Origin of the sequence: Allomesorhizobium aridi, assembly GCF_043769475.1 — a bacterium.
In the GTDB taxonomy this organism is placed as follows: domain Bacteria; phylum Pseudomonadota; class Alphaproteobacteria; order Rhizobiales; family Rhizobiaceae; genus Allomesorhizobium.
In genome coordinates this window covers 3,131,691-3,156,522 of sequence record NZ_CP171729.1, presented here as the reverse complement: position 1 = coordinate 3,156,522, position 24,832 = coordinate 3,131,691, and the positions used below count along the sequence as shown (strand labels likewise).

Annotated in this window: 26 protein-coding genes, 2 tRNA genes and 2 pseudogenes; 15 read left to right on the top strand and 15 right to left on the bottom strand. The window is 62.6% G+C overall.

Translation table 11 applies throughout. The features are described from left to right. Positions 1-21: 21 nt before the first annotated feature. From ACG873_RS17495 to ACG873_RS17475, 5 genes are all read left to right on the top strand, one after another. Positions 22-630, top strand: a complete 609-nt coding sequence (locus tag ACG873_RS17495) for a Uma2 family endonuclease (protein WP_394886251.1) — start codon at positions 22-24, stop codon at positions 628-630. A gap of 14 nt (positions 631-644) precedes the next feature. Beyond that, positions 645-1,067 carry a secondary thiamine-phosphate synthase enzyme YjbQ gene (locus tag ACG873_RS17490; RefSeq protein WP_394886250.1) on the top strand — a complete coding sequence of 141 codons (423 nt, stop codon included), beginning with the start codon at positions 645-647 and terminating at the stop codon, positions 1,065-1,067. Between the two features lie 258 nt (positions 1,068-1,325). Beyond that, a complete protein-coding gene (locus ACG873_RS17485; protein WP_394886248.1) occupies positions 1,326-1,619 on the top strand; it encodes a GYD domain-containing protein in 294 nt (97 codons plus the stop codon). An 88-nt stretch (positions 1,620-1,707) separates the two neighbouring features. Further along, a complete protein-coding gene (locus ACG873_RS17480) occupies positions 1,708-2,088 on the top strand; it encodes a thiol-disulfide oxidoreductase DCC family protein (RefSeq protein WP_394886246.1) in 381 nt (126 codons plus the stop codon). Between the two features lie 110 nt (positions 2,089-2,198). Next, positions 2,199-2,495, top strand: coding sequence for an HlyU family transcriptional regulator (locus tag ACG873_RS17475; protein ID WP_394886244.1), 297 nt, complete (start codon positions 2,199-2,201; stop codon positions 2,493-2,495). A gap of 49 nt (positions 2,496-2,544) precedes the next feature. Here the strand turns inward: ACG873_RS17475 and ACG873_RS17470 are convergent, their stop codons facing one another. Further along, a complete protein-coding gene (locus ACG873_RS17470; RefSeq protein ID WP_394886242.1) occupies positions 2,545-3,183 on the bottom strand; it encodes a TetR/AcrR family transcriptional regulator in 639 nt (212 codons plus the stop codon). A 66-nt stretch (positions 3,184-3,249) separates the two neighbouring features. Here ACG873_RS17470 and ACG873_RS17465 point away from each other — a divergent pair, with 66 nt between their 5' ends. The 3 genes from ACG873_RS17465 to ACG873_RS17455 all read left to right on the top strand — a co-directional run bounded on the left by ACG873_RS17465 (position 3,250) and on the right by ACG873_RS17455 (position 4,867). Further along, positions 3,250-3,672: a VOC family protein gene (locus tag ACG873_RS17465; RefSeq protein ID WP_394886241.1), complete on the top strand. Its 423-nt coding sequence runs from the start codon at positions 3,250-3,252 to the stop codon at positions 3,670-3,672. Positions 3,673-3,774: 102 nt separating this feature from the next. Beyond that, positions 3,775-3,975 carry a hypothetical protein gene (locus ACG873_RS17460; RefSeq protein ID WP_394886240.1) on the top strand — a complete coding sequence of 67 codons (201 nt, stop codon included), beginning with the start codon at positions 3,775-3,777 and terminating at the stop codon, positions 3,973-3,975. Between the two features lie 22 nt (positions 3,976-3,997). Continuing rightward, complete coding sequence (locus ACG873_RS17455; protein ID WP_394886239.1) at positions 3,998-4,867, top strand: SDR family oxidoreductase; 870 nt, start codon at positions 3,998-4,000, stop codon at positions 4,865-4,867. 188 nt (positions 4,868-5,055) lie between these two features. On the opposite strand, the gene ACG873_RS17450 is transcribed toward ACG873_RS17455, so the two are convergent. Together ACG873_RS17450 and ACG873_RS17445 are read right to left on the bottom strand one after the other, a co-directional pair. After that, positions 5,056-7,167 carry a DUF294 nucleotidyltransferase-like domain-containing protein gene (locus ACG873_RS17450; RefSeq protein WP_394886237.1) on the bottom strand — a complete coding sequence of 704 codons (2,112 nt, stop codon included), beginning with the start codon at positions 7,165-7,167 and terminating at the stop codon, positions 5,056-5,058. A 244-nt stretch (positions 7,168-7,411) separates the two neighbouring features. Further along, positions 7,412-8,251, bottom strand: a complete 840-nt coding sequence (locus ACG873_RS17445; protein ID WP_394886235.1) for an OmpA family protein — start codon at positions 8,249-8,251, stop codon at positions 7,412-7,414. On the opposite strand from ACG873_RS17445, the gene ACG873_RS17440 reads away from it, so the two are divergent. The 3 genes from ACG873_RS17440 to ACG873_RS17430 all read left to right on the top strand — a co-directional run bounded on the left by ACG873_RS17440 (position 8,201) and on the right by ACG873_RS17430 (position 10,673). Beyond that, on the top strand, positions 8,201-9,220 hold the full coding sequence (locus tag ACG873_RS17440) for a hypothetical protein (RefSeq protein ID WP_394886233.1): 1,020 nt from the start codon (positions 8,201-8,203) through the stop codon (positions 9,218-9,220). The genes ACG873_RS17445 and ACG873_RS17440 overlap by 51 nt on opposite strands. Positions 9,221-9,570: 350 nt before the next feature. Beyond that, entirely contained in the window at positions 9,571-10,017 is a 447-nt protein-coding gene (locus ACG873_RS17435; protein WP_394893577.1) for a YcgN family cysteine cluster protein, read from the top strand. 266 nt (positions 10,018-10,283) lie between these two features. Then, positions 10,284-10,673, top strand: a complete 390-nt coding sequence (locus tag ACG873_RS17430; RefSeq protein ID WP_394886232.1) for a hypothetical protein — start codon at positions 10,284-10,286, stop codon at positions 10,671-10,673. Positions 10,674-10,751: 78 nt separating this feature from the next. On the opposite strand, the gene ACG873_RS17425 is transcribed toward ACG873_RS17430, so the two are convergent. Next, positions 10,752-11,462 (bottom strand): SIMPL domain-containing protein, encoded by a 711-nt coding sequence (locus tag ACG873_RS17425; RefSeq protein WP_394886230.1) that lies wholly within the window; start codon positions 11,460-11,462, stop codon positions 10,752-10,754. A gap of 134 nt (positions 11,463-11,596) precedes the next feature. Between ACG873_RS17425 and ACG873_RS17420 the strand changes: the two genes are divergently transcribed. After that, positions 11,597-11,672: transfer RNA gene (locus ACG873_RS17420), tRNA-Ile, on the top strand. A 126-nt stretch (positions 11,673-11,798) separates the two neighbouring features. Here ACG873_RS17420 and ACG873_RS17415 read toward each other — a convergent pair. From ACG873_RS17415 to ACG873_RS17380, 8 genes and pseudogenes are all read right to left on the bottom strand, one after another. Then, positions 11,799-12,094, bottom strand: a pseudogene (locus tag ACG873_RS17415) (PfkB family carbohydrate kinase); the annotation flags it as partial. Between the two features lie 19 nt (positions 12,095-12,113). Then, positions 12,114-13,040 (bottom strand): TIM barrel protein, encoded by a 927-nt coding sequence (locus tag ACG873_RS17410; protein WP_394886229.1) that lies wholly within the window; start codon positions 13,038-13,040, stop codon positions 12,114-12,116. A gap of 10 nt (positions 13,041-13,050) precedes the next feature. Then, positions 13,051-13,992 carry a sugar phosphate isomerase/epimerase family protein gene (locus ACG873_RS17405; RefSeq protein WP_394886227.1) on the bottom strand — a complete coding sequence of 314 codons (942 nt, stop codon included), beginning with the start codon at positions 13,990-13,992 and terminating at the stop codon, positions 13,051-13,053. A 57-nt stretch (positions 13,993-14,049) separates the two neighbouring features. Then, a complete protein-coding gene (locus tag ACG873_RS17400) occupies positions 14,050-15,222 on the bottom strand; it encodes a Gfo/Idh/MocA family protein (RefSeq protein WP_394886226.1) in 1,173 nt (390 codons plus the stop codon). 135 nt (positions 15,223-15,357) lie between these two features. Next, positions 15,358-16,260 (bottom strand): sugar phosphate isomerase/epimerase family protein, encoded by a 903-nt coding sequence (locus ACG873_RS17395; protein WP_394886225.1) that lies wholly within the window; start codon positions 16,258-16,260, stop codon positions 15,358-15,360. A 71-nt stretch (positions 16,261-16,331) separates the two neighbouring features. Then, positions 16,332-17,144, bottom strand: coding sequence for an ATP-binding cassette domain-containing protein (locus ACG873_RS17390; protein ID WP_394886223.1), 813 nt, complete (start codon positions 17,142-17,144; stop codon positions 16,332-16,334). Between the two features lie 10 nt (positions 17,145-17,154). Continuing rightward, positions 17,155-18,159, bottom strand: a complete 1,005-nt coding sequence (locus ACG873_RS17385) for an ABC transporter permease (RefSeq protein WP_394886221.1) — start codon at positions 18,157-18,159, stop codon at positions 17,155-17,157. 123 nt (positions 18,160-18,282) lie between these two features. Continuing rightward, positions 18,283-19,205, bottom strand: a pseudogene (locus ACG873_RS17380) (substrate-binding domain-containing protein). A gap of 203 nt (positions 19,206-19,408) precedes the next feature. Between ACG873_RS17380 and ACG873_RS17375 the strand changes: the two are divergent. Continuing rightward, positions 19,409-20,449 carry a LacI family DNA-binding transcriptional regulator gene (locus ACG873_RS17375; RefSeq protein WP_394886220.1) on the top strand — a complete coding sequence of 347 codons (1,041 nt, stop codon included), beginning with the start codon at positions 19,409-19,411 and terminating at the stop codon, positions 20,447-20,449. 219 nt (positions 20,450-20,668) lie between these two features. On the opposite strand, the gene ACG873_RS17370 is transcribed toward ACG873_RS17375, so the two are convergent. Then, positions 20,669-21,343: a hypothetical protein gene (locus ACG873_RS17370; RefSeq protein ID WP_394886219.1), complete on the bottom strand. Its 675-nt coding sequence runs from the start codon at positions 21,341-21,343 to the stop codon at positions 20,669-20,671. A 755-nt stretch (positions 21,344-22,098) separates the two neighbouring features. Here ACG873_RS17370 and ACG873_RS17365 point away from each other — a divergent pair. Beyond that, a tRNA-Arg gene (locus tag ACG873_RS17365) sits at positions 22,099-22,178 on the top strand. Positions 22,179-22,439: 261 nt separating this feature from the next. Here ACG873_RS17365 and dmeF read toward each other — a convergent pair. Together dmeF and ACG873_RS17355 are read right to left on the bottom strand one after the other, a co-directional pair. Further along, positions 22,440-23,438, bottom strand: a complete 999-nt coding sequence (gene dmeF, locus ACG873_RS17360) for a CDF family Co(II)/Ni(II) efflux transporter DmeF (RefSeq protein ID WP_394886217.1) — start codon at positions 23,436-23,438, stop codon at positions 22,440-22,442. Positions 23,439-23,468: 30 nt separating this feature from the next. Then, entirely contained in the window at positions 23,469-23,741 is a 273-nt protein-coding gene (locus tag ACG873_RS17355; protein WP_394886215.1) for a metal/formaldehyde-sensitive transcriptional repressor, read from the bottom strand. 68 nt (positions 23,742-23,809) lie between these two features. Here ACG873_RS17355 and ACG873_RS17350 point away from each other — a divergent pair, with 68 nt between their 5' ends. Beyond that, positions 23,810-24,679, top strand: coding sequence for an alpha/beta fold hydrolase (locus tag ACG873_RS17350; RefSeq protein ID WP_394886213.1), 870 nt, complete (start codon positions 23,810-23,812; stop codon positions 24,677-24,679). Positions 24,680-24,832 lie beyond the last annotated feature (153 nt).

Genomic DNA, 24,832 nt, shown 5'->3' with positions numbered 1-24,832 from the left:
ATTTGTGCTAGGCTGAATTTCATGAACGAGCACGCCTCCTCATTCCCGCCCATGCCGCTTACGACGCAGGCCGCTGAAGGCTTGCCGCGCCGGCCGTGGACGGTCGCGGAGATCGAGGCAATGGTCGCGGCCGGCATCATCGAAGAGGGCGAACGCTTCGAACTGATCGGTGGGGAGGTTGTGCCGATGCTGCCCAAAGGCGGTCGCCATGAGATGGTGAAAATGGAACTCAACTGGCATTTCCAACGCACCGCCCCTGACGACCTCTGGGTTGCACAGGAAACCACGCTCAGGTTGGACCCGAAGAGCTTCCTGGAGCCGGATTTTTGCGTATTCCCGCGCTCTGTCACTCTAGGCGAGTTGCGCGGGCATGACGTGTTGCTCGCGGTCGAGGTCGCCGACACCAGCCTCGCCTATGATCGCGGCCGCAAGATCAGCGTTTACGCTGCATTCGGCATTCCGGAAGTCTGGGTGATCGACGCCAACAGCCTCGTAACCTACGCTTATCGCCAGTTGGGCGCGGAGGGCTATCGCACAGTTCTCGAGGCAGGGCCGGCGGAAGAGATCGCCGCCATCCGCGCCAAGGCAGTGAGGTACTGCCTGGGCAGCCTTGGCCTTCGCCCGTCATAATCCGCGGCAAGCGATTGCCCCAGACGACGCTTACCGTACCCACCTCCGGCCCGGGCTTCTACGAGTTCACCGACCGGGCCACGGCCTTCGTTCGCGAAGCCGGCGTTGGAACCGGGTTGCTCACCGTCTTCGTGCGGCATACCTCCTGCTCGCTGCTGATCCAGGAAAATGCCGACCCCGACGTGCGGCGCGATCTCGACGCATTCTTCCGCCGCCTGGTGCCGCCGTCGGACGATCCGTCGATGCGCTGGGTGGTGCATACGACTGAGGGCCCTGACGACATGCCGGCGCACATCAAGGCGGCGCTGACCGCCGTGTCGCTGTCGATCCCCGTCATGTCCGGGCGGCTGGCGCTCGGCACATGGCAGGGCCTCTACCTCTTCGAGCACCGTGACCGCCCGCACCGCCGCGAGATCGTGCTGCATCTCGGCGGCTAGAGCAAGCCGCCCGATTTCGGGATCGGGCATCTCGCTCTAGCTTTTTGTTTTCGCATCGTTTTTGCCGAAAACCGGCATCCACTTTTCGGCACGATGCTCTAATCAATCGTAGGCCTCTGTCGAAGTCCTGCGCTCGAACAGGGATCAGCTTCCTTGCCGAGTTTCCGCTGCGGGTCCATACTGTCGGGGCAGGCGGAACGGGGCGAAATCCCGGCGCCGCGCCCCGCCGCGTTTCGGTGCGCCGGAGGGAGGTGTCTCATGACCACCTACATCATGCTGATCAACTGGACAGACCAGGGCGTTAAGAGCGTGCGCGACTCGCCCCGGCGGCTCGATGCGGCCAAGAAGCAGCTCGAAGAGATGGGCGGCTCGTTCAGGGAATTCTATCTCACCATGGGCGAATACGACATGGTGGCCGTGTGCGAGGCGCCGGACGACGCGGTGGCGGCGCGTTTCGCGCTCCTGCTCGGAACGGCCGGAAACGTCCGGACACGGACGCTGAAGGCATTTCCCGAGGCCGCCTATCGGGAGATCGTCGCCACGATCGGGTGAGAGTGCGGCCAATCGTTGCGGCGACGGCATTTCCTGAAATACTCACAGCGAGGCGGCCTTTCGCCGCCGCGTTGTGTTGAGAATGCCGATGACCAGTCGCGAGCTTACTGTCTGGTACAATACGCGCTGTCCCGTGTGCGACGCCGGCATCAGCCGCCAGCGCAACAGGCTGCTCGACGCGGTGAAGGCTGGGCGCATCGCTTTTCGCGACATCAATTTCGAGCCGGAAGCGCTGGCGCAATATGGCGCTTCACTGGAGGATGTCCGGCGGCGGCTGCACGCAACCGACGCCAACGGACACCTCATAAGCGGCGTCGACGTTGCCATCGCGATCTGGCGGGAAACGCCTGGCGAGGGTTGGCTGGCGTCGCTCTTCGGCAATCCGGTCATGCTGCCCGTCACCCGTTTCGCCTACGACCGGTTCGCGGATATCCTCTATTCCTGGAACCGCCGCAAAGGCCATTGGTGAGCGGCGTCTTTTTGGCGAGCAAGAACTTTTGCCCCGCCAAACGCGATCTCGAGTCTCGACGCGCCGCCCGGAAAGAGGCAATCTGACGGCTGATTTACCGGAGGCGAGCGATGTCCTTCCTGAAGCGACTGTTTGGCGGCGGCGACAAAGCGGCGGATGCTTCGGCCCCGGCCGTAGCGGGCAAGGTCGAGCACAAGGGTTTTTTAGTTAGCGCTACACCCTACAAGGCCGACGGCCAGTACCAGACCTGCGGAATAGTCAGCAAGGAGATCGGCGGCGTGATGAAAGAGCACAGGTTCATCCGCGCTGACCGCTTCGCTTCGCTCGACGATGCGGTCGAGGTTTCGCTGAAGAAGGGGCAGCAACTGGTCGACGAGCAGGGCGAGCGGGTTTTCGAGTCATCCTGAGGCGCGAGCCAGGCGAGGCTCGAAGGACGCACCAACAGAAACCTGCCGCTCAATCAAGCGCGCCGCGAATTCGTGGTCGACTCTCTGCGGGAGCGGCTCCGTTCCCCTCCATCAGCCCGTCGATGAGCGCTTCGAGCGACTTCAGATAATCCCGCGCCGACGCGCCCGCTTCTATGGCGAGTGCGGCTCGGTCGAAGGCCGCCGAGAGCAGGGCGGTCACCGCGTCGAGCGGCAACTTCTTCATCGCGCCCGAGCGCATCGCCATGGCGATGCCTTCGCGCAGCGTGCGCGTGCCGTGGCGGGCGTCTATCCGATCCATCGTCTCGCGGCCAAGTATGGCCGGCCCGTCGAGGAGCAGCAGGCGGGTGCGGCCCGAAACGGCCATGGCGTTGAAAAAAGCCAGGCCGCCGGTGAGCAGTGCCTCGCGGGCGCCAAGCGTGTCGGGCGTGGCTTTCTCGATCTCATCGGCGACGGCAGCAGCCTCGTCTTCCACCACCGCATGGAACAAGGCGCGCTTGTCGGTGAAATGGTGATAGAGCGCGCCGCGCGTGACGCCCGCTGAAGCGACAATCTCCGGCGTGGCTGTATCGCCATAGCCTTTCTCGACGAAAAGCTTCTTCGCCGCGGCGATCAGGTCGGCGCGGGTAGTCTCGGTGCGCTCACGGTTGGAACGGCGATCCTGTTGCATACATGCAGCCTGTATGTTATGTAAGTTACATGCAGACTGTATGTTTCTTCAATGGAGATTGGAAGCATGAAAACAACCAGCTACTATCCGGTGCTGATGACAGACGACGTGGCCGGCACGACCGACTTCTACGTCAGGCATTTCCGCTTTGCGCGCGTGTTCGACAGCGGCTGGTACGTCCATCTGCAGTCGTCGGAGGACAAGCGCGTCAACCTCGCGATCATGGACGGAAGCCATGAAACCATTCCTGAGGCGGGCAGGGGCCGCGTGTCGGGCCTGATCCTCAATTTCGAAGTCAAGGATCCGGATGCCGAATATGAACGGGCCAAGGCGGCGGGCCTGCCGATCCTGCACACGCTGCGCGACGAGGCGTTCGGCCAGCGCCACTTCATCACAGCCGACCCCAACGGCGTGCTGATCGATATTATCAAGCCGATCCCGCCGAGTGCGGAATTCGTGGCGCAGTATCTGGAGAGCGCGCCAGGCTGACGCCATTGCGGGAAAGACTTCGGCCCTCTCAACGGCATCCGCGAAAAGGACGAATTGTTGGTCCCTGCTGGCATTCCGGAGAAAAATGCTGGAGAAGGAATCATGCACTTTGCCCAAAAGGTCCGGATTTTTGTGATAGCACTCGCCGCGACCGCCTTGTCCGGCTGCGCCATGGGCGGTGGCGTTTTCGGCACGACCATTGCCGACGGGACGTCGACAACCAGAGTGAAGACTGGTTCGGTGGGAGTGGGAATGTCGGGCGTCAAGGCAGGCTCGACAGACACGGTCGTGACGACTAACTGAATGCCGGCATAAGGAGGGGACCATGTCGCTTAAGGCCAAGACGCTTTTCATATCGGGTGGTTCGCGCGGCATCGGCCTGGCCATCGCGCTCAGGGCGGCGCGCGACGGCGCCAATGTGACGATCGCGGCCAAGACAGCCGAGCCGCATCCGAAGCTGCCGGGCACGATCTATTCCGCAGCCGAAGAGATCGAAGCGGCGGGCGGCAAGGCGCTGCCAGTGCTCTGCGACATACGCGAGGAAGAGCAGGTCGCCCGGGCCGTCGAGAAGACCGTCGAAAGATTTGGCGGCATCGACATCTGCATCAACAACGCCAGCGCCATCCAGCTCACCGGTACGCTTCAGACCGATATGAAGCGCTACGATTTGATGCACCAGATCAACACCCGCGGCACGTTCCTCGTGTCGAAAATGTGCATTCCCTACCTGAAGTTAGCGGGAAATCCTCACATTCTGAATCTGGCGCCCCCGCTCGACATGAGCGCGAAATGGTTCAAGAACCATGTAGCCTATACGATGGCGAAGTTCGGCATGTCGATGTGCACCTTGGGCATGGCCGAGGAGTTCCGAAAGGACGGCATCGCCGTCAATTCGCTGTGGCCGCTGACCGCGATTGATACCGCGGCCGTGCGCAACCTGCTTGGCGGCGAGGCGGTCGCCTCGATGAGCCGCTCACCCGAAATCATGGCCGACGCGGCCCACGCAATCCTGACGCGGTCGGCGCGCGAGACGACCGGCAATTTCTTCATCGACGAGTTTGTGTTGAAGGAACAGGGTGTTACGGACTTTTCGAAATACGCGCCCGGAGCCAAGGGGCCGCTGGCGGGGGATTTTTTCGTGCCCGACGAGGTATTCGAGAAGACCAGTACCAAGGTGGCGCGGACGTTCGGTTAGGCGATTCGGATTTAGTAAAAACGGCCCCTCACCCTTACCCTCTACTCGTGATCCTTTGACAAGCTCAGGGCGGGGAGAGGGGGGCGTCGGCATTGCGGCCATCTCTCCTCTTCCCGTTCTTACCGGGAGAGGATGCCGGCAGGCAGGCGAGGAGCGGTTCCGTCCGAGCGAAAACGCCCAGGCAGTCCTCACCCGAACATCAAGTCGCGGACGAGGTCGGGGGCGGGCTGCAGCGCCTTGAGCACGGCCTTGAGTTCCGCCTGCTCGGCGCGGTTGAGTTTCGCGATCTCGACCCGATTGGATACCGGCAGCCCGGCGTAGAGGTCGCGGCTCTGCTGGGCGAGCATCAGTGCGAGGAGCACGTTGTGGCCGGACAGCATCGCCGCCATGTCCTCGTCGCCGCCGATATCAAGCCCGATCAGGCCTTCCAGGCGCTCGCGCGTGCTGCGCGCGCGAATGTCGTGGCGGATCGCCAGCGTGCGCGCCGTCGCCACGATCGGAAACAGTCCGTGCAGCTTCAGGTCGATGCGGCCGCCTTCGAGCTGAAGGCCGCCGAAAAGCGTGAACGGATTTGCGGGCGCGACCTGCTCGCCGAGCAGCTTTGCGAATTCAGGCCGCGTATGGCCAAGGTCGTAGGCATGCGTGAAAAGCGCCTCGCCGAGCGCGAGATCGCCGTGCACGGGCCTGAGATCGAAGAAGATATCGACATTGAGCAGGTCCTCAGGCCGCGAACGGCCGATCCAGTCGGCCACGCGCTCCTTCCAGTGGGCGAGCGAGCCGCGCCATTCGGCGTTCCTGGCCATGACGCCGCCCTTGCAATAGGGCACGCCCGACTGGTTGAGCGTGTCGGCGATCCTTTCGCCGAGCCGTGCGAACCACTGGTCCGCCGGGCTGTCCGGACCGCCTTCGGCAAAGACGATGGCGTTGTCCTGGTCGGCGGCGAGCAGGCTTTCGCCGCGGCCGCCCGAACCAAGCACCAGCACCGCATAGGGGCAGGGCGAGCCCCCGAGCCCCTCGCGTTCCATCGCCGCCTCGGCGAGAACCGCCGCGCGGCGGGTCATGGCGCAGAGCTCCTCGCTGACGATTTCGACGATTGCGCGCGCGTCGATCCGTTCGGCAATCAGCGCGTCGGCGACGGTGGGCAGCATTGCCCAGGCAGCCGCCATCTCGGCGGCCGAGGCGGCGTGCTCGATCGTGTCGTCGAGATTGATCGCGGCACTCGCGCGCAGTTTCAGCATGTCGCGCGCCGAGACCATGCCCGCAAGCCTTCCGTCCTCATGACGCACGGCGAGGTGGCGGATCTTAAGGCGGTCCATGCGGCCGACGGCTCGGTAGGCGAAGGCCTGCTCGCGGATCGAAGCCAGCGGCCGCGTGGCTATGCCGCCGATGGGCATTCCCAAGGCGCTCCCGCCGTCGGACGCCAGAAGGCGCATCACGTCGCGCTCGGTGACGATACCGTAGGCGGCGATCGGCTGACCGGGCTCGGCCGGATCGGCGACGAACACGGAGCTTATCTTGCGCGCCGCCATCTGGGCGATGACATCCTTCACGGTGGAGACGGATGCAACGACGACCGGCGGATGGCTCATCAGGTCGCCGACCCTGTGGCGATAGGCGAAGGGATCAATGGAGCGGAATGCCGGCGGCGCCGGCCGAGAGACCGGCTCCGCCCACCCGGCGCGGTGGCCGGTCTCGAGTTCGGCCGTCTCGGCCAGACAGGCGCGCTCGGCCTCGGCGAGGGTGCGGATGCCGCGCTTCTGCAGCCTGGGCAGCAGCGCCACGAAAATCTCGGCGGCCGCGCGCGCGTCGCCCAGTGCGGAATGGCGCCCAGAGACCACGATCCCGAGGCGGGCCGCGAGAGCGTCGAGCGAATAGTCGCTCTGGCCGGGCTCGGCCAAACGAGCCAGCAGCCGAACGCAGAGTGAGCGGGGCTTTCGCCATTCCATCCCGGCACGGGCTGTCTCGCGCTCCAGCATCGAGAGGTCGAAACCGATGGCATGGCCGATGATCACCCGGTTTTCGATAAAGGCCTGCAGGGCGGCCCAGGCGGAAGCGAAGGCGGGGGCGTTGCGCACCATGGCGTTGGTGATGCCGTGGATGCGGGTGGAGGTCGAGGGAACGGGAACTTCCGGGTCGATAAGCAGGTCGATCTGCCTGCCGTCGAGAATGCGCCCATGCGACAGCGCCACCGCGCCGATCTGCACGATGCGCGCCCTGGCCGTGTCGAGCCCGGTGGTCTCGGTATCGAGCGCCGCCGCCTCGAGCGCAATCAGCGGCGTTGCCCCGGTCGCTGGCTTCATAGGCGCCTCCCGATCCTTGAATAGAACCGCAAGGGGGCCTCCGCAACAGCCAGCGGCGTACCGCCGGAACGGCGGCCACAAAATCCTAGAGATAGGCAAACGAAAAACCCGGCCGGAGGGGACCGGCCGGGTTTCTTGCCGTTGTCCCGCTGGAGACGGGACGGGGCAGGGAAGTCTTGCATCTGTGGGGGAGAATCCCGCGATTCAATGACCGGAGCCATAAATCGCGAAATTGTGATCTCCCCTACTGCGCGCTCGCGACCGGGGCCACCAGCGGCGTGATGCGGCGAATAGCGACGCGGCGGTTCTCCCGCTGGGGCCCCTCGGCGTTCACCTTGAGGTACTGTTCGCCATAGCCCTGCGGCGCCAGGTTCTCCGGCGGAATGCCGAACGAACCGCTGAGCGCCGTCGCAACCGCCTCGGCGCGACGATCCGACAGCGCCAGGTTGGCTTCGGCCGTGCCGACCGCATCTGTGTGGCCCTCGATGAGGAAGGTCTCGGCCGGGTTCTCCTCGAGCAGCTTCTCCATCGCCTGCGCCACGCCTTCGAGGTCCGCGATCTCACTCTCGGCGATCTCGGCCGAGCCGAACTCGAAGTTGATCGTGTCGAGGTCGATGCGCCGCACCTTGTCGCGAATGCGGGCGGAGCGCTTAACCTCGGCGATCGAATAGGTGCGTTCGACCCTTTCGACCGGCGGCTGGTCAAGGAAGGTGTAGTAGGCGTCCGGATCCTGCACGGCCTCGGCGTCGAGTATATATTCCTCCGCCGGGATCGTGAGCCGCAGCGGCGGCAGATCCTCGCCCGGATCGCGCCATTCGAGCACCCTGTCGTAGTCGCGCTCGTCGACGTAGACCAGCACGATCTCCCGGTCATCAGGCGTGAACCTGGAGCGGCGCAGAATGTCGCCGTAGCGGTTGCGGATGGTGACAACACGCGTGCCGTCCGGCCGCACGATCACCTCGCGGGTCCGGCCGCGCGGAAGTTCCTCATAGTAGACCTCGCGGGCGTCCACCTGGATGCGTTCGCGGTCCGGGTGCTCGACGTAGATGTTGTTGTTGAACTCGACGATGAAGCGATCCCCCACTTCCCGAACGACCTCGACGTCCTCGCGCCGTTCCTCGCGGAAATCGCGGGGACGCTCTATCCGCTGGCCTTCCTCGATGGTGATCGATTCAATCCGTTCCGGACGTGCCTCTTCGACCAGGGCCTCGGCGTCGCTTTCGGGCGGCGGAGCCGCTTCGGCGGGCTGCTCGGCCGGCGCCGGCTGTTCGCCTTCCGGCGCAGGTTCTGCCGGCTGCTCGCCCTCGGCTGGCTGTTCGCCCTCCGCAGGCTGCTCGCCTTCAGGTGCAGGTTCAGCCGGTTGTTCGCCTTCTGCCGGGGGCGCTTCCTTCTGGCTGTCGAGCACTGGAGCTTCGGTGCCTTCCGCCGGCCGCTCGCCTTCCACCGGCTGTTCGCCTTCAGCAGGCGGTTGAGCAGGCTCGGCAGGCTCCGCGGGCTCGGCCGGTTCAGCAGGCTGGGCGGGTTCGGCTGGTTCAGCGGGCTGCTCGCCTTCAGCAGGCGGCTCGGCAGGCTCGGCCGGTTCAGCAGGCTGGGCGGGTTCTGCCGGTTCAGCAGGCTGCTCGCCCTCTGCAGGTGGTTCTGCCGGCTCGGCCGGTTGAGCAGGCTCCGCAGGTTCGGCCGGCTGGGCAGGTTCTGCGGGCTCGGCCGGTTCCGCAGGTTCAGCGGGAGCAGCTTCGGGCTGCGGTTCCGGAGCTGGCTCGGGTTCGGCCTCCGGCTCAGGAGCCGGTTCAGGTTCTGGCTCCGGCGCGGGTTCCGGTTCGGGCTCGGGTTCCGGCGCAGGTTCCGGTTCCGGTTGCGGCTCCGGCTCTGGCGCGGGCTCCGGTTCTGGTTCCGGCGCAGCCTCAGGCTCCGGCTGGGGTTCCGGCGTGGGCTCGGGTTCAGGAGCCGGTTCCGGCTCGGGAGCGGGTTCCTCGGCGGGAGCCTGCTCGCCTTGCTGCTCTTGCTGTTGCTGGCGCCGCCGGCGCTGCTCCTCGGTCTCTTCGGCCTGCGCTAGCAGGAGCGTTTCCTCCGCCGACAGCGCGCGTTGCGCTCGGGGCTGGAGAGCCGGTTCGGCGCCGTCATTTAACGGCATCGCGCCCAACGGCGCGGATGCCATCAGCAGGCCGAGCGCGGTCCCTGCCAGAATCCGTGGTTGGCGGTTCATCGATGAATTCTCCTGTGGTGGGGTCCCGTCCCGGACAAAACATCAATCATGCAAGTTTGTTCCCCCCTTGCCCGTAACAGGGCCAAGACGGGGCTATTGCCCGGCGGCCGGACGGCGATAACGCGGCGATGTCGTGACTGTTGCCGTGGCGGCTGCTTGCAGCGCTTGACCTCATGGCGTCGGCGGGCCACATGCCAGCCATGGACGAGCCGTTCTGGAAAACCAAGACGCTGGAGGAAATGAGCCCCGCCGAGTGGGAATCGCTCTGCGACGGCTGCGGCAAATGCTGCCTTTCCAAGCTCGAGGACGAGGATACCGGCGAAATCCACTGGACCACGGTGGGCTGCCGCCTGTTCGACGACGCCACCTGCCGGTGTTCGGACTATGCCAACCGGCTGGCCCGCGTGCCTGACTGCGTCGGGCTCACCCCTTCCAATGTGCGCACTATAAGCTGGCTGCCGCAAACCTGCGGCTACCGGCTGATCGCGGAGGGCAGGGATCTCTACTGGTGGCACAGGCTGGTTTCGGGAAGCGACCAAACCGTGCACGAAGCGGGCATTTCGATGCGCGGCCGCACGACCGCCTCCGAAAACGATCTCGCTGAGCCGGAAGACTATTTCGACCATATGGTCGAGGACGAGCCCTAAGTGCCGAGGCACAGGCGCTGCCGGCCTGCAGATGAGCGGTTCCGCGCTTCCGGTACTCGATGACCTGACCTTGCTTCGTTCCGGTTCCGACCTGAACACAGGCACGCATCGCCCTGCCGGGCACCTCGAAAAACCGTTTGATTCCAGCAAATTGCAATATGAACCGGGAATGAACGGCCGGTTCGTGACGGGTTCAGCTTGGCTGGCGCATTGTCGCCCTCATCGCATCGGCGAGACAGATCACCGCGTCAGCAAAGGAGAACAGAATGTTCAAGACGCTCAAGACCGCGGCCCTCTCGGGCCTCATCGCCCTCGGCACGCTTGCCGCCATCCCGGCCACGTCGGCGCAGGCCGAAGGCCTTTACCTGAACTTCGGCCAAAACGGTGATGCCCGCCTCGGCGTCTATGTCGGTGACGACGATCGCCGGTGGCACCGCCGCGACCGTTATGACCGCCGCGATCGCTGGGAGCGCCGCCACATGCGCCGCCAGTGCACGGCCAACCGCGCGTTGAACAAGGCCGAACGCATGGGGCTGCGCCGCGCCCGTATCGTCGATATCGACCGCCGCTCGATAACGGTCAGGGGCCGCAAATGGGGCGACCGCGTTACCGTAGACTTCGGCCGCGCACCGAACTGCCCGGTCATCGGCTGGTAAATACGGCCTGATACGGTCCGAGTTAAAAAATACCCCGGAGGCTCAGCCTCCGGGTTTTTTTTACGCCGACAGCGCCTTTCATTTCAGCTCGAACGTGACGTTGACCTGGACCCGATAGGCGTTTTCGCCGGCCTCGATGGGAACGGAGGCGTCGCGCGCTTCCATGGCCTTGGCCATATAGGGTATCGGCGGAGGGGCTTGGACCTGGTCGGAAATCTCCAGGACGCGCCCGAGCTGCACACCGGCCGCCTCGCTCAGCGTCCTGGCCTTCCGCATGGCGTCCGCGACGGCGAGCTTGCGCGCCTCGGTCAGCGCCTTTTCCGGATCGTCGTTGGTAAACGAGATGCCGCCGCCCTGGTTGACGCCAAGAGACACCGATTTGTCGAGGATTTCGCCCGCCTTGGCGAGGTCGCGCACGCGCACCGAAAGCGTGTTGGTGACCTGGTAGGCGACAAGTTCGGCCTCCTGGCTGCCGTCCGGTTTGTTGTTGTAGTTGTAACGGGGCGCGATCTGGATGCCGGCGGTCTGGAGATCGCGATCCTCGATGCCGGCCGACTTCATCGCGGCGATCACCGCGGCCATTGCGTCGTTGTTGGCGTCGAGCGCCTCGCGCGCGGTTTTCGCCTCGCGCATGACGCTGAGCGACAGAAGCGCCATATCGGGCGCTATCGCGCTTTCGCCCTCGCCCGTCACCATTATCCGCGGCGGCGGCTGCGTGTCGGCCCGGGCCGCGGCGGCCGGAAGTGCGATCGCGGCGGCCAGCGCCAGTGGCAAAAATCGTTTCGTCATCAAAAACTCCGTATGGGATGTTGCCTGGACGGCGCAGATTATTGCCGCGATTATGGGTGGATTGCGGCGGCAGAACGCGCATTTTCGCGAAAGCCTTGTGCGCGCAGGCAAAACTGACTAATTCAGCCCTCGGCGGGCCTGTAGCTCAATGGTCAGAGCCGGCGGCTCATAACCGCTTGGTTGGGGGTTCGAGTCCCTCCGGGCCCACCAAATGCAATGCACCTTATAACTATTTGATTTTATTACTCTTCTTTACCTTGGCCCGTAATGTGGACTCGAACCCCGTCAGATTTTGAGTGCCGGACGGCCAAAACTTTCGAGACCCGGGCCGCTTGCGTCGCGAATGCCGAGAAGTACCAATGCCGTCAGCCGCTCCGGGTCGGACTTAACCCGCGCACATCCACGCCCTCCCGCTGGAGCTGCTCGCGGATGAACCGGCCCATATGCTCGTCGCCCACGCGCGTAATGAGGCCGGATTTGAGGCCCAGCCGTGCCGCACCGCACGCGATATTGGTCGGCGACCCGCCGACGTATTTGTTGAACGATCCCATGTCCTCGAGCCGTCCGCCGATCTGGGCCCCATAGAGATCGACCGAGGACCGGCCAACGGTGATTACGTCGAGCGTTTTCATCTGAAATCTCCTTGCCTGGTCAGAAACCGGCGCTGGCCAGAAAGGACCGGCTGGCCGCCAGATCGTCGAGAATGCTGCCGGCGTTGCGCGGATCGCGTTCCTGTTCGATGGTGATGTAGCCGCCGTAGCCAAGCTCGCTGAGCAGCGATCGGATGGCGGGATAATCGATCGAGCCGCGCCCGATCGGGCACATCACCCCTTTGGCGCAGGCATCGAAAAAGCGGATCCGCTCGCCCGTCACCTGGTCGAACACGCTGGCGTCGATATCCTTGAAATGGATGTAGTCTATCCGGTCCCAGTAGCGCCGCAGGGTGGCGATTGGATCCATGCCGGAATACGCCATATGCCCGGTATCCAGGCACAGGCCCGCCACATGGGCGGGAACGTCGCGGACGATCCGCTCCAACTCGTCGGCGAATTCGATGTAGCCTCCGGCATGGGGGTGGATGGTGGCGCGCACGCCGTATCTGTCGCGGGCGAGTTCGGCGATGGCGCGGATATTCTCGACCATACCCGCCCAAACGGCATCATCGAGGCGTGGTGCTTGGGTCGAATGACCGGCCGCGTAGTCACGTTCGTCATGGCCCCAGTCCATCACTGTCAGGTAAGGCGCGGCAAAGCGTTGGCCCGGATGGGTTTCTGGTTTGGGCAAGCAAGTGATCAGCGTGCAGATTTCGTCGGTCTGGCGTAAGAGGTTATCGCGGTTGCTGGGGCTGACCAGATCATCGAAGATGGTACCGGCGACGATCTTCAGCCCGCGTTTGTCCAGAGCCTCGGACACAAGGCCCAGATCCAGCGGCAGATAACCGTATGGGCCGAGTTCCAGCCCGCCGAAACCCGCCGCGGCGGCCTCGTCCAGCACTTTTTCCCAATGGGGCAGATGGGGGTTCTTGACGTCATCGACGCCCCAGCAGCAGGGGGCCGTGGTAATGGTGATCGGGTTCATTCGGCCACCCTCAACGGCTGATGGTGGCCTGCAATGCGTCGATGGAGGACTGAATGCCAGCATCGGTCGACATGGTGAAATCTTCCATCTCGAGGCTGACCCAGTCGTTATAGCCGACCATCCTCACGACAGAGAAGAATTCCTTCCACCATTGCAGGTCGTGTCCCGCACCCACCGCGACATAGTTCCAGGCGCGGTTTGCCACGTCGGTGACTTCCTTGAGTTCCAGAAGACCGTTCACATCGGCAAGGCCGCGTTCGATGCGGGTATCCTTGCCGTGGCAGTGATGGATCGCGTCGCCCAGGGCACGCGCGCTGGCGATCGGGTCGGCCCCTTTCCAGAACAGGTGGCTGGGGTCAAGATTCATGCCGACCTTGGGGCCGACCTCATTGCGCAAGCGGAACAGGGTTTCAGGGTTCCACACCAGCATGGCCGAGAAATTCTCCACCGCGAATTTCTCGACGCCGACCTCATCGGCCAGTTTCACAAGCCCATGCCAGTAGGGAAAGGCACAGTCTTCCCACTGGTAGCGATCTCGTTCGGGCATCTCGTCCGGCCAGCTCTTGGTATAGACAAGCCAGTTCGGCACGGAGTCGCCGGGTGCCGCCGCCGGAAGGCCCGACATGGTGACAATCTTTTTGACGCCGATTTCGCCGGCCAGGCGGATCGTCTGTTCGATCTCCTTGCGGTGCTTTTCGCCCAGCGCGCCGGGATCGAGAGGATTGCCCGAGCAGTTCAGCGCGGCGATTTCGAGCCCCCGCGCCTCGATTTCCTTCAGTTTGGATTTCAGGAGCGCCTCGTCGGCGAGAAGTTCATCGGCGCGGAAATGCGGCGCGCGCGACCAGCCTCCGCCAGTCATCTCGACCCCCTCGACCCCAAGCGCCAAGCATTTGTCGAGCATCTCCGTGAAGGAGAGATTGCCCATGACATCGGTGCAGATGGAGAGTTTCATGTTGTCTTTGTCCAAAAAAGGGGGCGCACCAAAGTGCGCCCCAGGTGGGGAGGAGGCTTATTGGAAATCGACCCAGGCGGAACCTGCATCCGCCGAGCGCACGCAGTTCTCCAGCCAGCGCACGCCCTCGGTGCCGGCTTTGATGTCCGGGTAGTGGTGGGTTTTCAGGAAGGCCTCATTGCCGCGCCGCTTCGCGTCGATGGCCTGTGCGATCCACAAATAGATGTTGGACCAGCTATCGCCGAGCCCTTCGGTGTGCAGCGCGCCCATTCGGTCGATCGCAAGGCTCTCCTCTTCGAGATAGGGCATGCCGTGATGCAGGATGCGGTTCGGCTCGCCCTGCACGTCAAAGAGCAACTGGTCGGGATGGCTGTCGGACCATTCGACCGAGGCTCTCGAGCCAATGAAGCGATAACGCTGCGACCCCATGTTGCCCGCGTTCACGGAAGACACCCAGAGACGGCCGCGCGCGCCGTTGTCATAGTGCATCAGCACGGTGGCATGGTCTTCGAGCGGCGTACGGCTCGGGATGAACGCCTTGCGGTCGCACAAGAGCTTTTCGATCTTCAGGTGCGGCAGCACGATTTCGGAGAGGTAATAGAGGTGCGTGCCGATATCGCCCAGAACGAAGGTCGGACCGGCAGTCGCGGGATTGGTGCGCCATTTCACGGCTTCGGGCGCACCCACATCGTCACCCGCATTGAAGCCGTGGGTGTACTGCAGGTCGACAATGCGGATATCGCCCAGCATCCCCTTGGCGACCATGGCCGCCATCTGGTGAACCAGCGGGTGACCGGTGAAGCCGTAGGTGACGCCGACGATCAGGCCCTTTTCCTCGGCCAACTTCTCGATTTCTTCACACTCTTTCACGGTGAAGAAGAGGGGCTTTTCACAGATCACGTGAATGCCCGCTTCGAGCAGCGCCCTGGTGATCTCGTAGTGGGTGAAGTTCGGCGTCGCCACCGAGACCACTTCCACACCATCCTCGCGGGCCGTCTCCTTGGCGATCAATTCCTTGTTGTCCGCGTAGCAGCGGTCCCCGGCTACACCGAGATTTACGCCGAAATCGCGGCCGCGTTCGGCGTCCAGATCGAAAGCGCCGCAGACGAGTTGGTAAGTGCCGTCACGCAGAGCCCCGGTACGATGCTTATAGCCCACCTGTCCGGTGCGGCCACCGCCGACCATGCCCCAGCGCAGGGGCCGTTCGATGAGTTTTTCGCCGTTCAGCATTTTCATTTCTCCTCCGGCGCCATCCCGGGTCTTGTTTGCAAAGCTTCGCCCTGCGGCGGGATGGCCCGCCGCTCGTGCAAGATGTGTGTTGAACTTCCCCACGCTACTCCACGCGGGCGTTACGGCCCGGTGGGCCTATTTCTTCCAATATTTGTCGACGTAGCGCTGCATCTCGGCGCGCATGAAGCGGCCGGATTCGTCCGCCTTGTCCTCCCAAGCAAAAACGCAAGCCGTCATGATCCCGTCGAAGCCCGCTTCGGCAAGCGTGCCGAAGAAATCGTCCCACGGCACTTCTCCCTGACCAATGTTGAGGTGCTGGTGGACTCGTGCCTGCGTGCCTGGCGGGTTCAGGATGTAGCGCAGCCCCGAACTGGCCTTGTGGTTGAACGTGTCGCCGACATGCACGTGGGCCAGCACGTCAGCGCATTCGCGGATCATCGCTTTAGTGTCTTCGCCAAAATAGAAGGTGTGCGGCGCGCAATAGAGGAATTTGACGTTCTTCGAATTCACCGTGCGGATGATGTCCACGGCGGGTTGCAGCGTCTCGCACCAGTCCTCGGGATGCGGCTCGACGTGGAGTGTGATGCCTTCTTTCTCGAAGACCGGCACCAACTCTTCCATCGAACGCCACCAGGCATCCTCGCAGGCCTCGATCATGCTGCCCGTATGACAGCAATAGCACGACCCCTTGTCCGGATGCGGCCCGCGCCCGAACTCAGAGTTCATCACGTCCACTTCCATCTCGAGCGCTATCTCGATTGCACGCTTCCAGTGCTTGACCGCAGCCTGACGCTCGGCCTCGTCATTGGAGGCCCAGCGATACATCGGCAGAAGCGAAGCGACGCCGACACCCGCTTGCTTCAGCGCGCGTTTGAATGATTTGATCCGGTCGGGGAACACACGCGGCGCTTTGAACCACTCAAGGAAATCCCCGCGCGGGGACAATTCGATCCAGTCGTAACCGAGTTCCTTCACCTTACTCGGCAACTCTTCGAGCGAAAGATGGCGGTGCATGAAGGGGTCTAGCGCGATTTTCATGGATCTGCTCCAGGTGTCAGACAATTGTTGGAAGAGCCCCGGCCGATACCGGCCGGGGCAGTTGTCGGCGCTCAGGCCGCGGGAGGAAGGCTCTCGTGACTTACGCGGTGGCTTTCGACCTCGGCCTCAAGCTCGGCCATCGCTTCGCCACCGGCCATAAGGTCGGTGATCTCTTCGCGGGTCTTTTCGCCCTTGCGAAAATCGGCGGCCTTCGCGCCGCGGATCAGCACGGCGAAATGGTCGCCCACGGTCATCGCATGCATCACCTGATGCGTAATGAAGATCACAGCGAGCCCACGCCGCCGCGCTTCGAGCACGATCCGCAACACATGGGCGGCTTCCTTAACGCCAAGCGCCGCGGTCGGCTCGTCGAGGATCAGGACGCGAGCACCGAAATGCACGGCCCGGGCAATAGCCAGCGACTGGCGCTCGCCTCCCGACAGGCCACCGACCAGACGATCACCGTCATCGATCCGGGTGATGCCGAATTCCTGCACGGCCTTGACCGCGATCTCGTTGGCCTTCCTTCGGTCGTAGAGCTTGAACGGCCCGAAGCCCCTGGTTGGCTCGACACCGACGAAGAACGACCTGCCGATCGACATCAGCGGAAAGGTGCCACCGAACTGGTGCACCGTCGAGATGCCCATTTGCTGTGCCTCGCGAGGGCCACTGAATGCGACCTCCTTGCCGTCCATCAGAATGGTGCCGGATGTTGGCTTGTGCACGCCAGCGAGCGTATTGATGAGCGTGGATTTTCCCGCGCCATTGTCGCCCAGAAGGCAGAGCACTTCGCCGGCATGGACCTTGAGCGAGATGTCGTGCAGCACGTCGATCGGGCCGAAGGACTTGTTGACGTTGCGGAGTTCCAGAATTGGGATCGTCATCTCTCCGTCCTCACTTCTTCTTTGGCCTGTAGGACAGCGCCATATTGCGGAAGGTGTTGTTCATCAGCACCGCCAGAAGCAGCATGATGCCGATGATCAGGCTCGACCAATTGCGATCGAAGGTAGTGAAGTAGATGCCCTGGTTGACGATGGCGAAGGTTATGGTGCCGAAGAAAATGCCGACGACCGATCCGAATCCGCCGGTCAAGAGCACGCCGCCGACAACGACCGAGATGATCGAGTTGAAGATGAAGGTCATCCCGGCCGAGACCTGAGCGACATTGAACAGGATCGCCTGGCACACGCCGACAAAGGCGGCGCTTGTCGAGGAAAGCACGAAAAGCACGACCGTCAGTCTGCGCGTCGGGATCCCCGCATTGCGCGCGCTGACCTTGTCGCCGCCCATGGCGAAGATCCAGTTCCCGAAGGGGGAGAAGTGGATGTAGAAGATGTAAAGGGCTGCAAAGGCCAGCCACCAGAAAATGATGACCTGGAAGCTGCCGCCAATGAACTCGCCGAACAGCGCCTTGGCCAGCGGACCGGATTCGGCGGGGCTCAGCGCCACGCTGGTCGTGCCGGTCAGAAGCACCGAGAAGCCAAGCGCGAGTCCCTGCACCGCGAACAGCGTACCAAGCGTAACTATCAGTGAGGGCACGGCGGTGCGCACCACGATGATGCTGTTGATCAGACCAATCACCAGCCCGAGACCAAGCGCTCCGGCGATGCCCAACCAGATCGGCATGTCGTAGTGGCCCGAAATGATCGCCACGGTCAGAGCGGCGGCGGGGATGGTCGCTCCGATGGAAATGTCCAGTTCTCCGGCGATCATCAACAATCCCACAGGGATCGCTACGATGCCGAGATTAGCCGCGACGTTCAGCCAACTGGCTGTGCCCGCCGGTTTTAGAAAGCTGGTGCTGCCGAAGACGATAAAGAAAACCAGAACCGCGACAAGGCCGAGAAGCGCCCCCGCCTCGGGACGGCGCAGCAGACCGCCGATTGAGAGATTGTTCATGAGGTATTCTCCGAATTTTGGCGTGAACGCGCGTGCGGAGGAGCCGAAGCCTGCCGCCGCATGGGTGGCCGCCTCCTAGGCCCATGAGGTGACCCGCGGACCGGAGGCTAAACTCCCGTTCGTTCAGCGGGCGCCTTTTTCGACACCGGCCAGTGTCGCCTCGATGTTCGACGCATCGACAATGCCGGGACCGGTAAGGAGCGGAGCCGTCGGCAGGCTGGTCCCGAAATCGATGGCCGAGGCCAGCAGCGTAACGGCCAAAAGCGACTGCAGATATGGCTGCTGGTCGATGGCGAAGCCCTGTGTGCCCCCTTGATGCGGTCGAGGCCGGACTGGTTCAGGTCGAAGGTACCCAGCACGACCGTCTCGGCCGTGCCCGCCTGCGCAATGCCGATCGCCGCCGAATCCGCGTCGCCGGCCGAGATGGTGATGAGCCCGTCAATGCTTTCATCCTGGAGCAACGTCGCCTTGATGGCCTCGGCAACGGCGGTCGGGTCGCCGAAGCTGGTCGCCGGCAGCGGCAATTGCTTGGCGGCGCCGCCTTTTGCGGTGATGCCGTCGATCACGCCCTTGCAGCGTGCTTCGAGGTTGGCGGCGCCCGGAACCGTGTTGACGCAGATGACGTTCTTCTTGCCCTGAGCGGCGAAATATTCTCCACCGGCCTTGCCGGCGATATATTCATCAGAGCCGACATAGTTGATGGCGCCAAGGTCGATGGCCTTGTCCTGTCCGCCGGCGTTCATGAGGATCACTGTGATGCCCGCCTTGATCGCATCCTGGATGGCGGGATCTTCGGCTTCGGGCACCCAGTTCGGGACCACGAGGCCATCCACGCCCTGGCTGATGGCGGTGCGAATGAGCTGGACGACGTCCGGGCCGAAATTGTCGTAGGTCTGAAGGCGCAGGTAGTTTACCGAGCCGCCGTTTGCTTCGACAACCAGACGTGCGTCATCGAGGCCCTTCTTGATGATGTTCCAGAACGCGTCGTCGTTCTTACCTCCCACGACGGCGATATCGGCGGACAGGGCCGGACCGGCGCCCATCATAATCGCGGACGCCGTGACAAGTGCGGCGGCAATGCGCTTCATGCGTTTCATGTCATTCCTCCCTGAGTGAACACCTGGCACTGATCAGCAGATGCCAGTTGATATGTAAAATATGAAGTGTCATTCTGATATTGAAATCATCGACACCGCGACAAAACAGTTCATTAGATGTCATTCATAAATGACACATTCGGACGGCCAGGATGAACAGACCAACACTCGCTGATTTGGCACAGGCCGCGGGCGTCAGCCTGTCCACGGTCAACCGGCTTCTGCACGGGACCAGCTCGGTAAGGCAGGAAACGATCGATCGTATTCTGGACGCAGCGGACGAAATCGGGTTCTACGGTTTGGGCAGCCTGCGCGCACGCAAGCAGGCGAATCTGCCACATCGGAAACTTGGCTTTCTCATGCAGCAGTCTCATCGTCCGCTCTATCAAATGTGGGCGGCGGGGATCGTCGATGCTGCCAAACGACATCCAGATGCGGTTGTCGAGCCGAACGTGCAATTCGAGGATGATCTGTCACCCGAGGCAGTTTCGGCCAATCTCCTCAAGATGGGCGAACATGCCGATGCTTTGGCCATCATCACCGCCGATCACCCGCTGGTCAGTCAGGCGATCGACGAGTTGCGCGCGCGCGGCGTTCCGGTGGTCGCTTATGTGACCGATCTGTCCGCGGCCAGCCGCGCGGGCTTTGTGGGAACTGACAACTGGAAGAGGGGCCGAACCGCTGCCTGGTTTATCAGTCAGACGGCTGAGGGCGCCGGCAAGGTCTTTCCCCTCGTCGGCAGCAACCGTTATCAGTGCCAGGACATCGCTGATGCGAGCTTCCGCTCCTACATGCGCGAACATGCGCCCGCGTTCCATGTCAGCGAAACGCTCCTGACCTATGAGGTGCCGGACAACGCCTACGCGATCGTCCGCAGGCTGATCGCCGAGGAACCGGATCTCAAGGGCATCTTCGTCAATGGCGGCGGCATCTCCGGCGTCTTGCGTGCCATGCGGGAACTGCCACCCGACCAACAGCGCAAGATTCGCGTCGTCTGTAGCGACATCGGGCCGGAAACACGCAAGGGCCTGACCGAGGGGCTGATTATCGCCGCCCTATGCCATTCGGTGGAGAAAATGCCACGAGAGCTGATCGACGTTATGCTGCGCCTCGTGGATCGTCGAGATAGCGCCTCGATCGAACAGCGTATCGTCCCGTTCGAGATCGTCACGCCGGAAAGCATCTGGACCTGACAGGAATTAGACTAGCGCACCGGCGTCAGTCCAGCATGCAGCAAGCGGCGGCATCGAGACCCAGCCTATCGATCAGTTTGAAGCGCTCTGAAGTGCATGCACACCGCAGCGTGTAACACAGCCTCACGCCTTTTTGCGAGACTGAGCGTTCGCTTCCGAGACGCCAATTGGCCGGTCTAGCCCTGGACAGGCCGACCCCAACCGAACCGTGAATGACTGCTATTGAGAATTGACGGGAACGACTGGAATCGGCGCGAAGGAGGCATAAGGGTCGCTGAATTCGTCTGTCTGGCTGTCGCGGAACCATACGGAACGATACGGGAAGATCCTTCGATACTGGCCCACGAAAAGAACAATAAAATCAGCAGTTTGACTACGTCCTCCGGGCCCACCATCGGCATTTTTTGCCGTTGATTTACTTGGATTTTTTGGTCGTTTTGTCCCACCGCTCTCAATCCCTTCAGAAAGTGGGACAATCTCGTTCTCGTTTCGATCGAAAACCAGAAGCGTCCGGGCGGACGACGCGACCTTTCGACGGCGTGCTTTCCGGATGTAGTGATCCGGCTGCTGGTATGTGGTCCAGCCGTATATTGCCTTTAGCTGCTCATGCGTCGCGCCGTTCTCTGCAGCGACGGTGGCCCCTGCCTTTCGGACGCCGTGTGCGCTACAATTCGGAAGCCCAGCCTCGTCACACCACTGGCGCATCTTGTTGCCGAGTCCGTTCTCGGAGAAGGGACGACCGTACTCGGTGACCAGGAATGTTAAATTTCCGCTCGGAGCGAAGGAAAGCTCATCCTCGAGTTCCGGTAGCAACGGAATTTCGACAACGACAGGCTGCTTGCGAACCTTGCTTTTGTCCGTCTTGCCGGGCTTGATTCTGATCCACTTCTCCATGCTCCTGTATCCTTGTTGCGGATCTGTGTGATGTGCTGCCTGCCGAAGATTGTGGCATCTGACAGCCGCAATCCGGTGAACATGAAAATCGCTAACGCCATCCGAGCCATCGTGCCGCGTGGGTGTCGGTTTTCGTACTGAACGATTTCTGACACTTCCCAGGTGTGGAAGCCGTCCCCGTCGCCCGTCTTCAGGCGCTTGATGCCGTTGGCTGGATTGACATCGACGATCTCGGCATCCTTCGCCCAAGCGAACATCGCGCTTATGGCCTTGGTTATGTTGTTCGCGGCTCCAGGCGCATCAGCGCGAGTGTCTCGGAGTTCCTTGACGTGAACTCGCTTCATGGCTGCGAATGGCAAGGATCCTTTGGTCGGGAAGTCCCGGTCGACGGGGCCGGCAAGAGGGTGTGGAAGCTTACAGACGCCCTCAAGGATCGCTCGTCGACGAAGCATCGTGGCCTCAGAAACCTCGGCGCCTCCGCGTCGGAAATATTCCTGGCACAACCATAAGAGACTGCCCCGCGATGCCGTTGTTCGCGTTGCCGGTCGGTCCACGCTCCGTGCTCGAGCGTAGGGAATGCCTTCACGACCACAGCGGACCTCTTCATGGAACTCGGCTGAGCCTGGGACCTCCCGTAGACGGACCTTTTTCCGCCGGGCGCGCGGAAGTAAAGCCGGATGTTACCGTGCCGATCCTTATCTTCGACAACGCCTTTCAGATTGAATTTCACCGCAGTGCTCACGTCAGTTATCCACGCGTCGAAGGGCGGCGGATGCGCCAGACCTCCAAACTACGAATCTGGGGGTCAGGAGTTCGAATCTCTTCGGGCGCGCCATTATTTCAAGGACTTAGCAGGACACCGCAGACTAAAGGAGCGAATTAGTCTGCGATTTAGTCTGCGATATTCCAGCACCATCTGCTCATCCCCGGGTGCCCCCTACGGGGGGCCGAGAATCGTGCCTCTTGGTGCGGGTGCCGATCCGCACCGGTTCAATTCGCGGAGCCGAAGCGGTTTTGAACGACCGGATGCTGTTTCGTGTGATTTCGCGCGGCGGAGGGGGGTGCAAATATGCCCCGCTGCTAACCCGATGTATGCCTAGGTGCAGGGTTTGTACGCTCTGATGTCGTCTTGCAGGTAACGTTCTGTCGGCTCCACCTCGATCGTCACATGCGAGAGTCCATGAATTTTGGCCAGCCGTGCCTTGTAGTGCGACGGCTGTCTCGGCTCGACGGATGCCAGCGCAATGATCGCCGCGTGATGGCCGGGCCCGACCTGCCAGATGTGCAAATCGGTTATGCGCTCTCCGCTATGCTCGATCGCCGCGCGGATTTCGCCGGGGAGATATTCATCATCCGGCACCCGATCCAGCAATACGCTGCCGGCGTCTCGGATCAATCCCCATGACCAGCGGGCGATGACCAGCGCCCCGACGACGCCCATGATCGGATCGGCCCACAGCCAGCCATAGCTCCGACCGAGCAGCAATGCGACGATCGCCAGGATCGACGTTAGAGCATCGGCCAGCACGTGCAGATAGGCGGCGCGCAGGTTGTTGTCGCGCGCGTGTCCGTGAGCGCCGTGAGCATCGTCATGTCCGTAGTCGTGGTGGCGATCGTGCCCATGGTGATGATGTGCGTGATCATCTCTCAACAGCCAGGCGCAAATCACATTGACGATCAATCCCACAACAGCGACAGCGATGGCCTGTCCGAAGCTGATCGGCACAGGGTTGGCAAGGCGCAGGAAGCTCTCCCAGCCGATCAGCAGCGCTATCAAGGCGAGCACGACGGCGCTTGCGAAGCCGGCAAGGTCGCCCATTTTGCCCGTGCCGAAGGTGAAACGTGGGTCACGCGCATGGCTACGGGCGTAGAGGTAAGCGAGAGCCGCTATCAGCATGGCTGCCGCATGGGTCGACATGTGCCAGCCATCAGCCACCAGCGCCATGGAGCCATAGATCGTGCCGGCCGTGATCTCGATCACCATCATGCTGGCCGTCAGCGCGATAACCAGCCACACCTTGCGCTCGTTGCGCCTGTGATCCTCGCCTAGAAAGACGTGGTCGTGGGTGAGGTCAGATATATCGGTGATGGCCATGGATTTGTTCCTTCCTGCCGGTATGGCTGCTCACTTCATGTAGGTTCGGATGACATCGACCAACTCCTCGCCGCCTTCACGGCGAGCGGCATCGGTCTCGGCAGCGAGCACATGCTGCCGCAAATGATCCTCCATTACCTCCGCCGTCAGCCCGCTCATGGCGCCACGTACCGAGGCGATCTGGCGCAGGACCTCGGCGCAGGCTGCCTCGGCCTCCAGTGCTCTTTCGATGCCTTCCATCTGGCCCCTGATGCGCCGCACACGCGCGATCAGCTTCTCCTTCTGACGGACGGTGTGGGACATGGCTGCTGGCTACCTCACGTTCGCATGATATGGGGGACTATACTATTCGGAAGGCGGTAGGTGAAGCCGTGGACTCGCGTGGAGAACGCATCGATTGGCAAGCTGACGGCAGGCCTGTGTCGGTTGGTCTGACCAGCATCGGTGCGGGTCCGAAGCTGTTCCTCCTGCCAGCGCTCAGTTCGATCTCTACCCGGCTCGAGATGCGGCCTCTACAGGAACGGCTCGCCGCGCGCTTCTCGACCGTTGCTATCGACTGGCCTTGCTTCGGTGACCTGCCGCGGCCGAAGGTCCACTGGCGGCCTGATCTTTACCGATCGTTCCTGCGTTTTGTCCTGACGGATGTCGTCCAGCCAGTCGCCACGATCGCGGCGGGCCATGCCGCGGGCTATGCGTTGGCTCAGGCTGCGGACGATCCGGCCGGCCGGCTTATCCTTCTGTCGCCGACATGGCGTGGACCACTCCCTACCATGATAGGCCGGCGCATGCAGCTATTCCGGGCGATGGCCAGGATGGTTGACCTCCCGTTCGTCGGTCCGGCCTTCTACCGCTTCAATGTCAACGGTGCGGTGATCGGCATGATGGCGCGCGGGCACGTCTATGACGACCCGGCCTGGTTGACGTCCGTATGCATGGCGCAAAAACGCTTCGTGACCGAGGCGAAGGGCGCCCGCCATGCTTCCTTTCGCTTCGTCGCCGGCGAATTCGACCTGTTTGCTGACCGGGAATCCTTTCTCGGTACGGCCAAGCGTGCAGGAACGGGGATCCACGTGCTTTGCGGCAGCAGGACTCCCCGCAAGTCGAAGGCCGAAATGGTCGCCCTTGCCGAGCTCGCCAACGTGACAGCGGAAGAGCTGCCGAATGGAAAGCTCTCATTCTACGAAGAGTTTCCGGACGAGACAGCGGAAGCGGTCACAAGATTTCTTGGGTCACATGCATGAGCGAGTGGTCCAGCATATGTGGCGGACAGACAGTCGAGTTCCGCTGACCTGACGCGTACCCACGACCAGGCTTGACACCACACGGCAACGGCACAAGCCTGCTCGTATGGTCCATCTCCGAACTCACTATGTTTTGTCCTGCCGTATGTACTG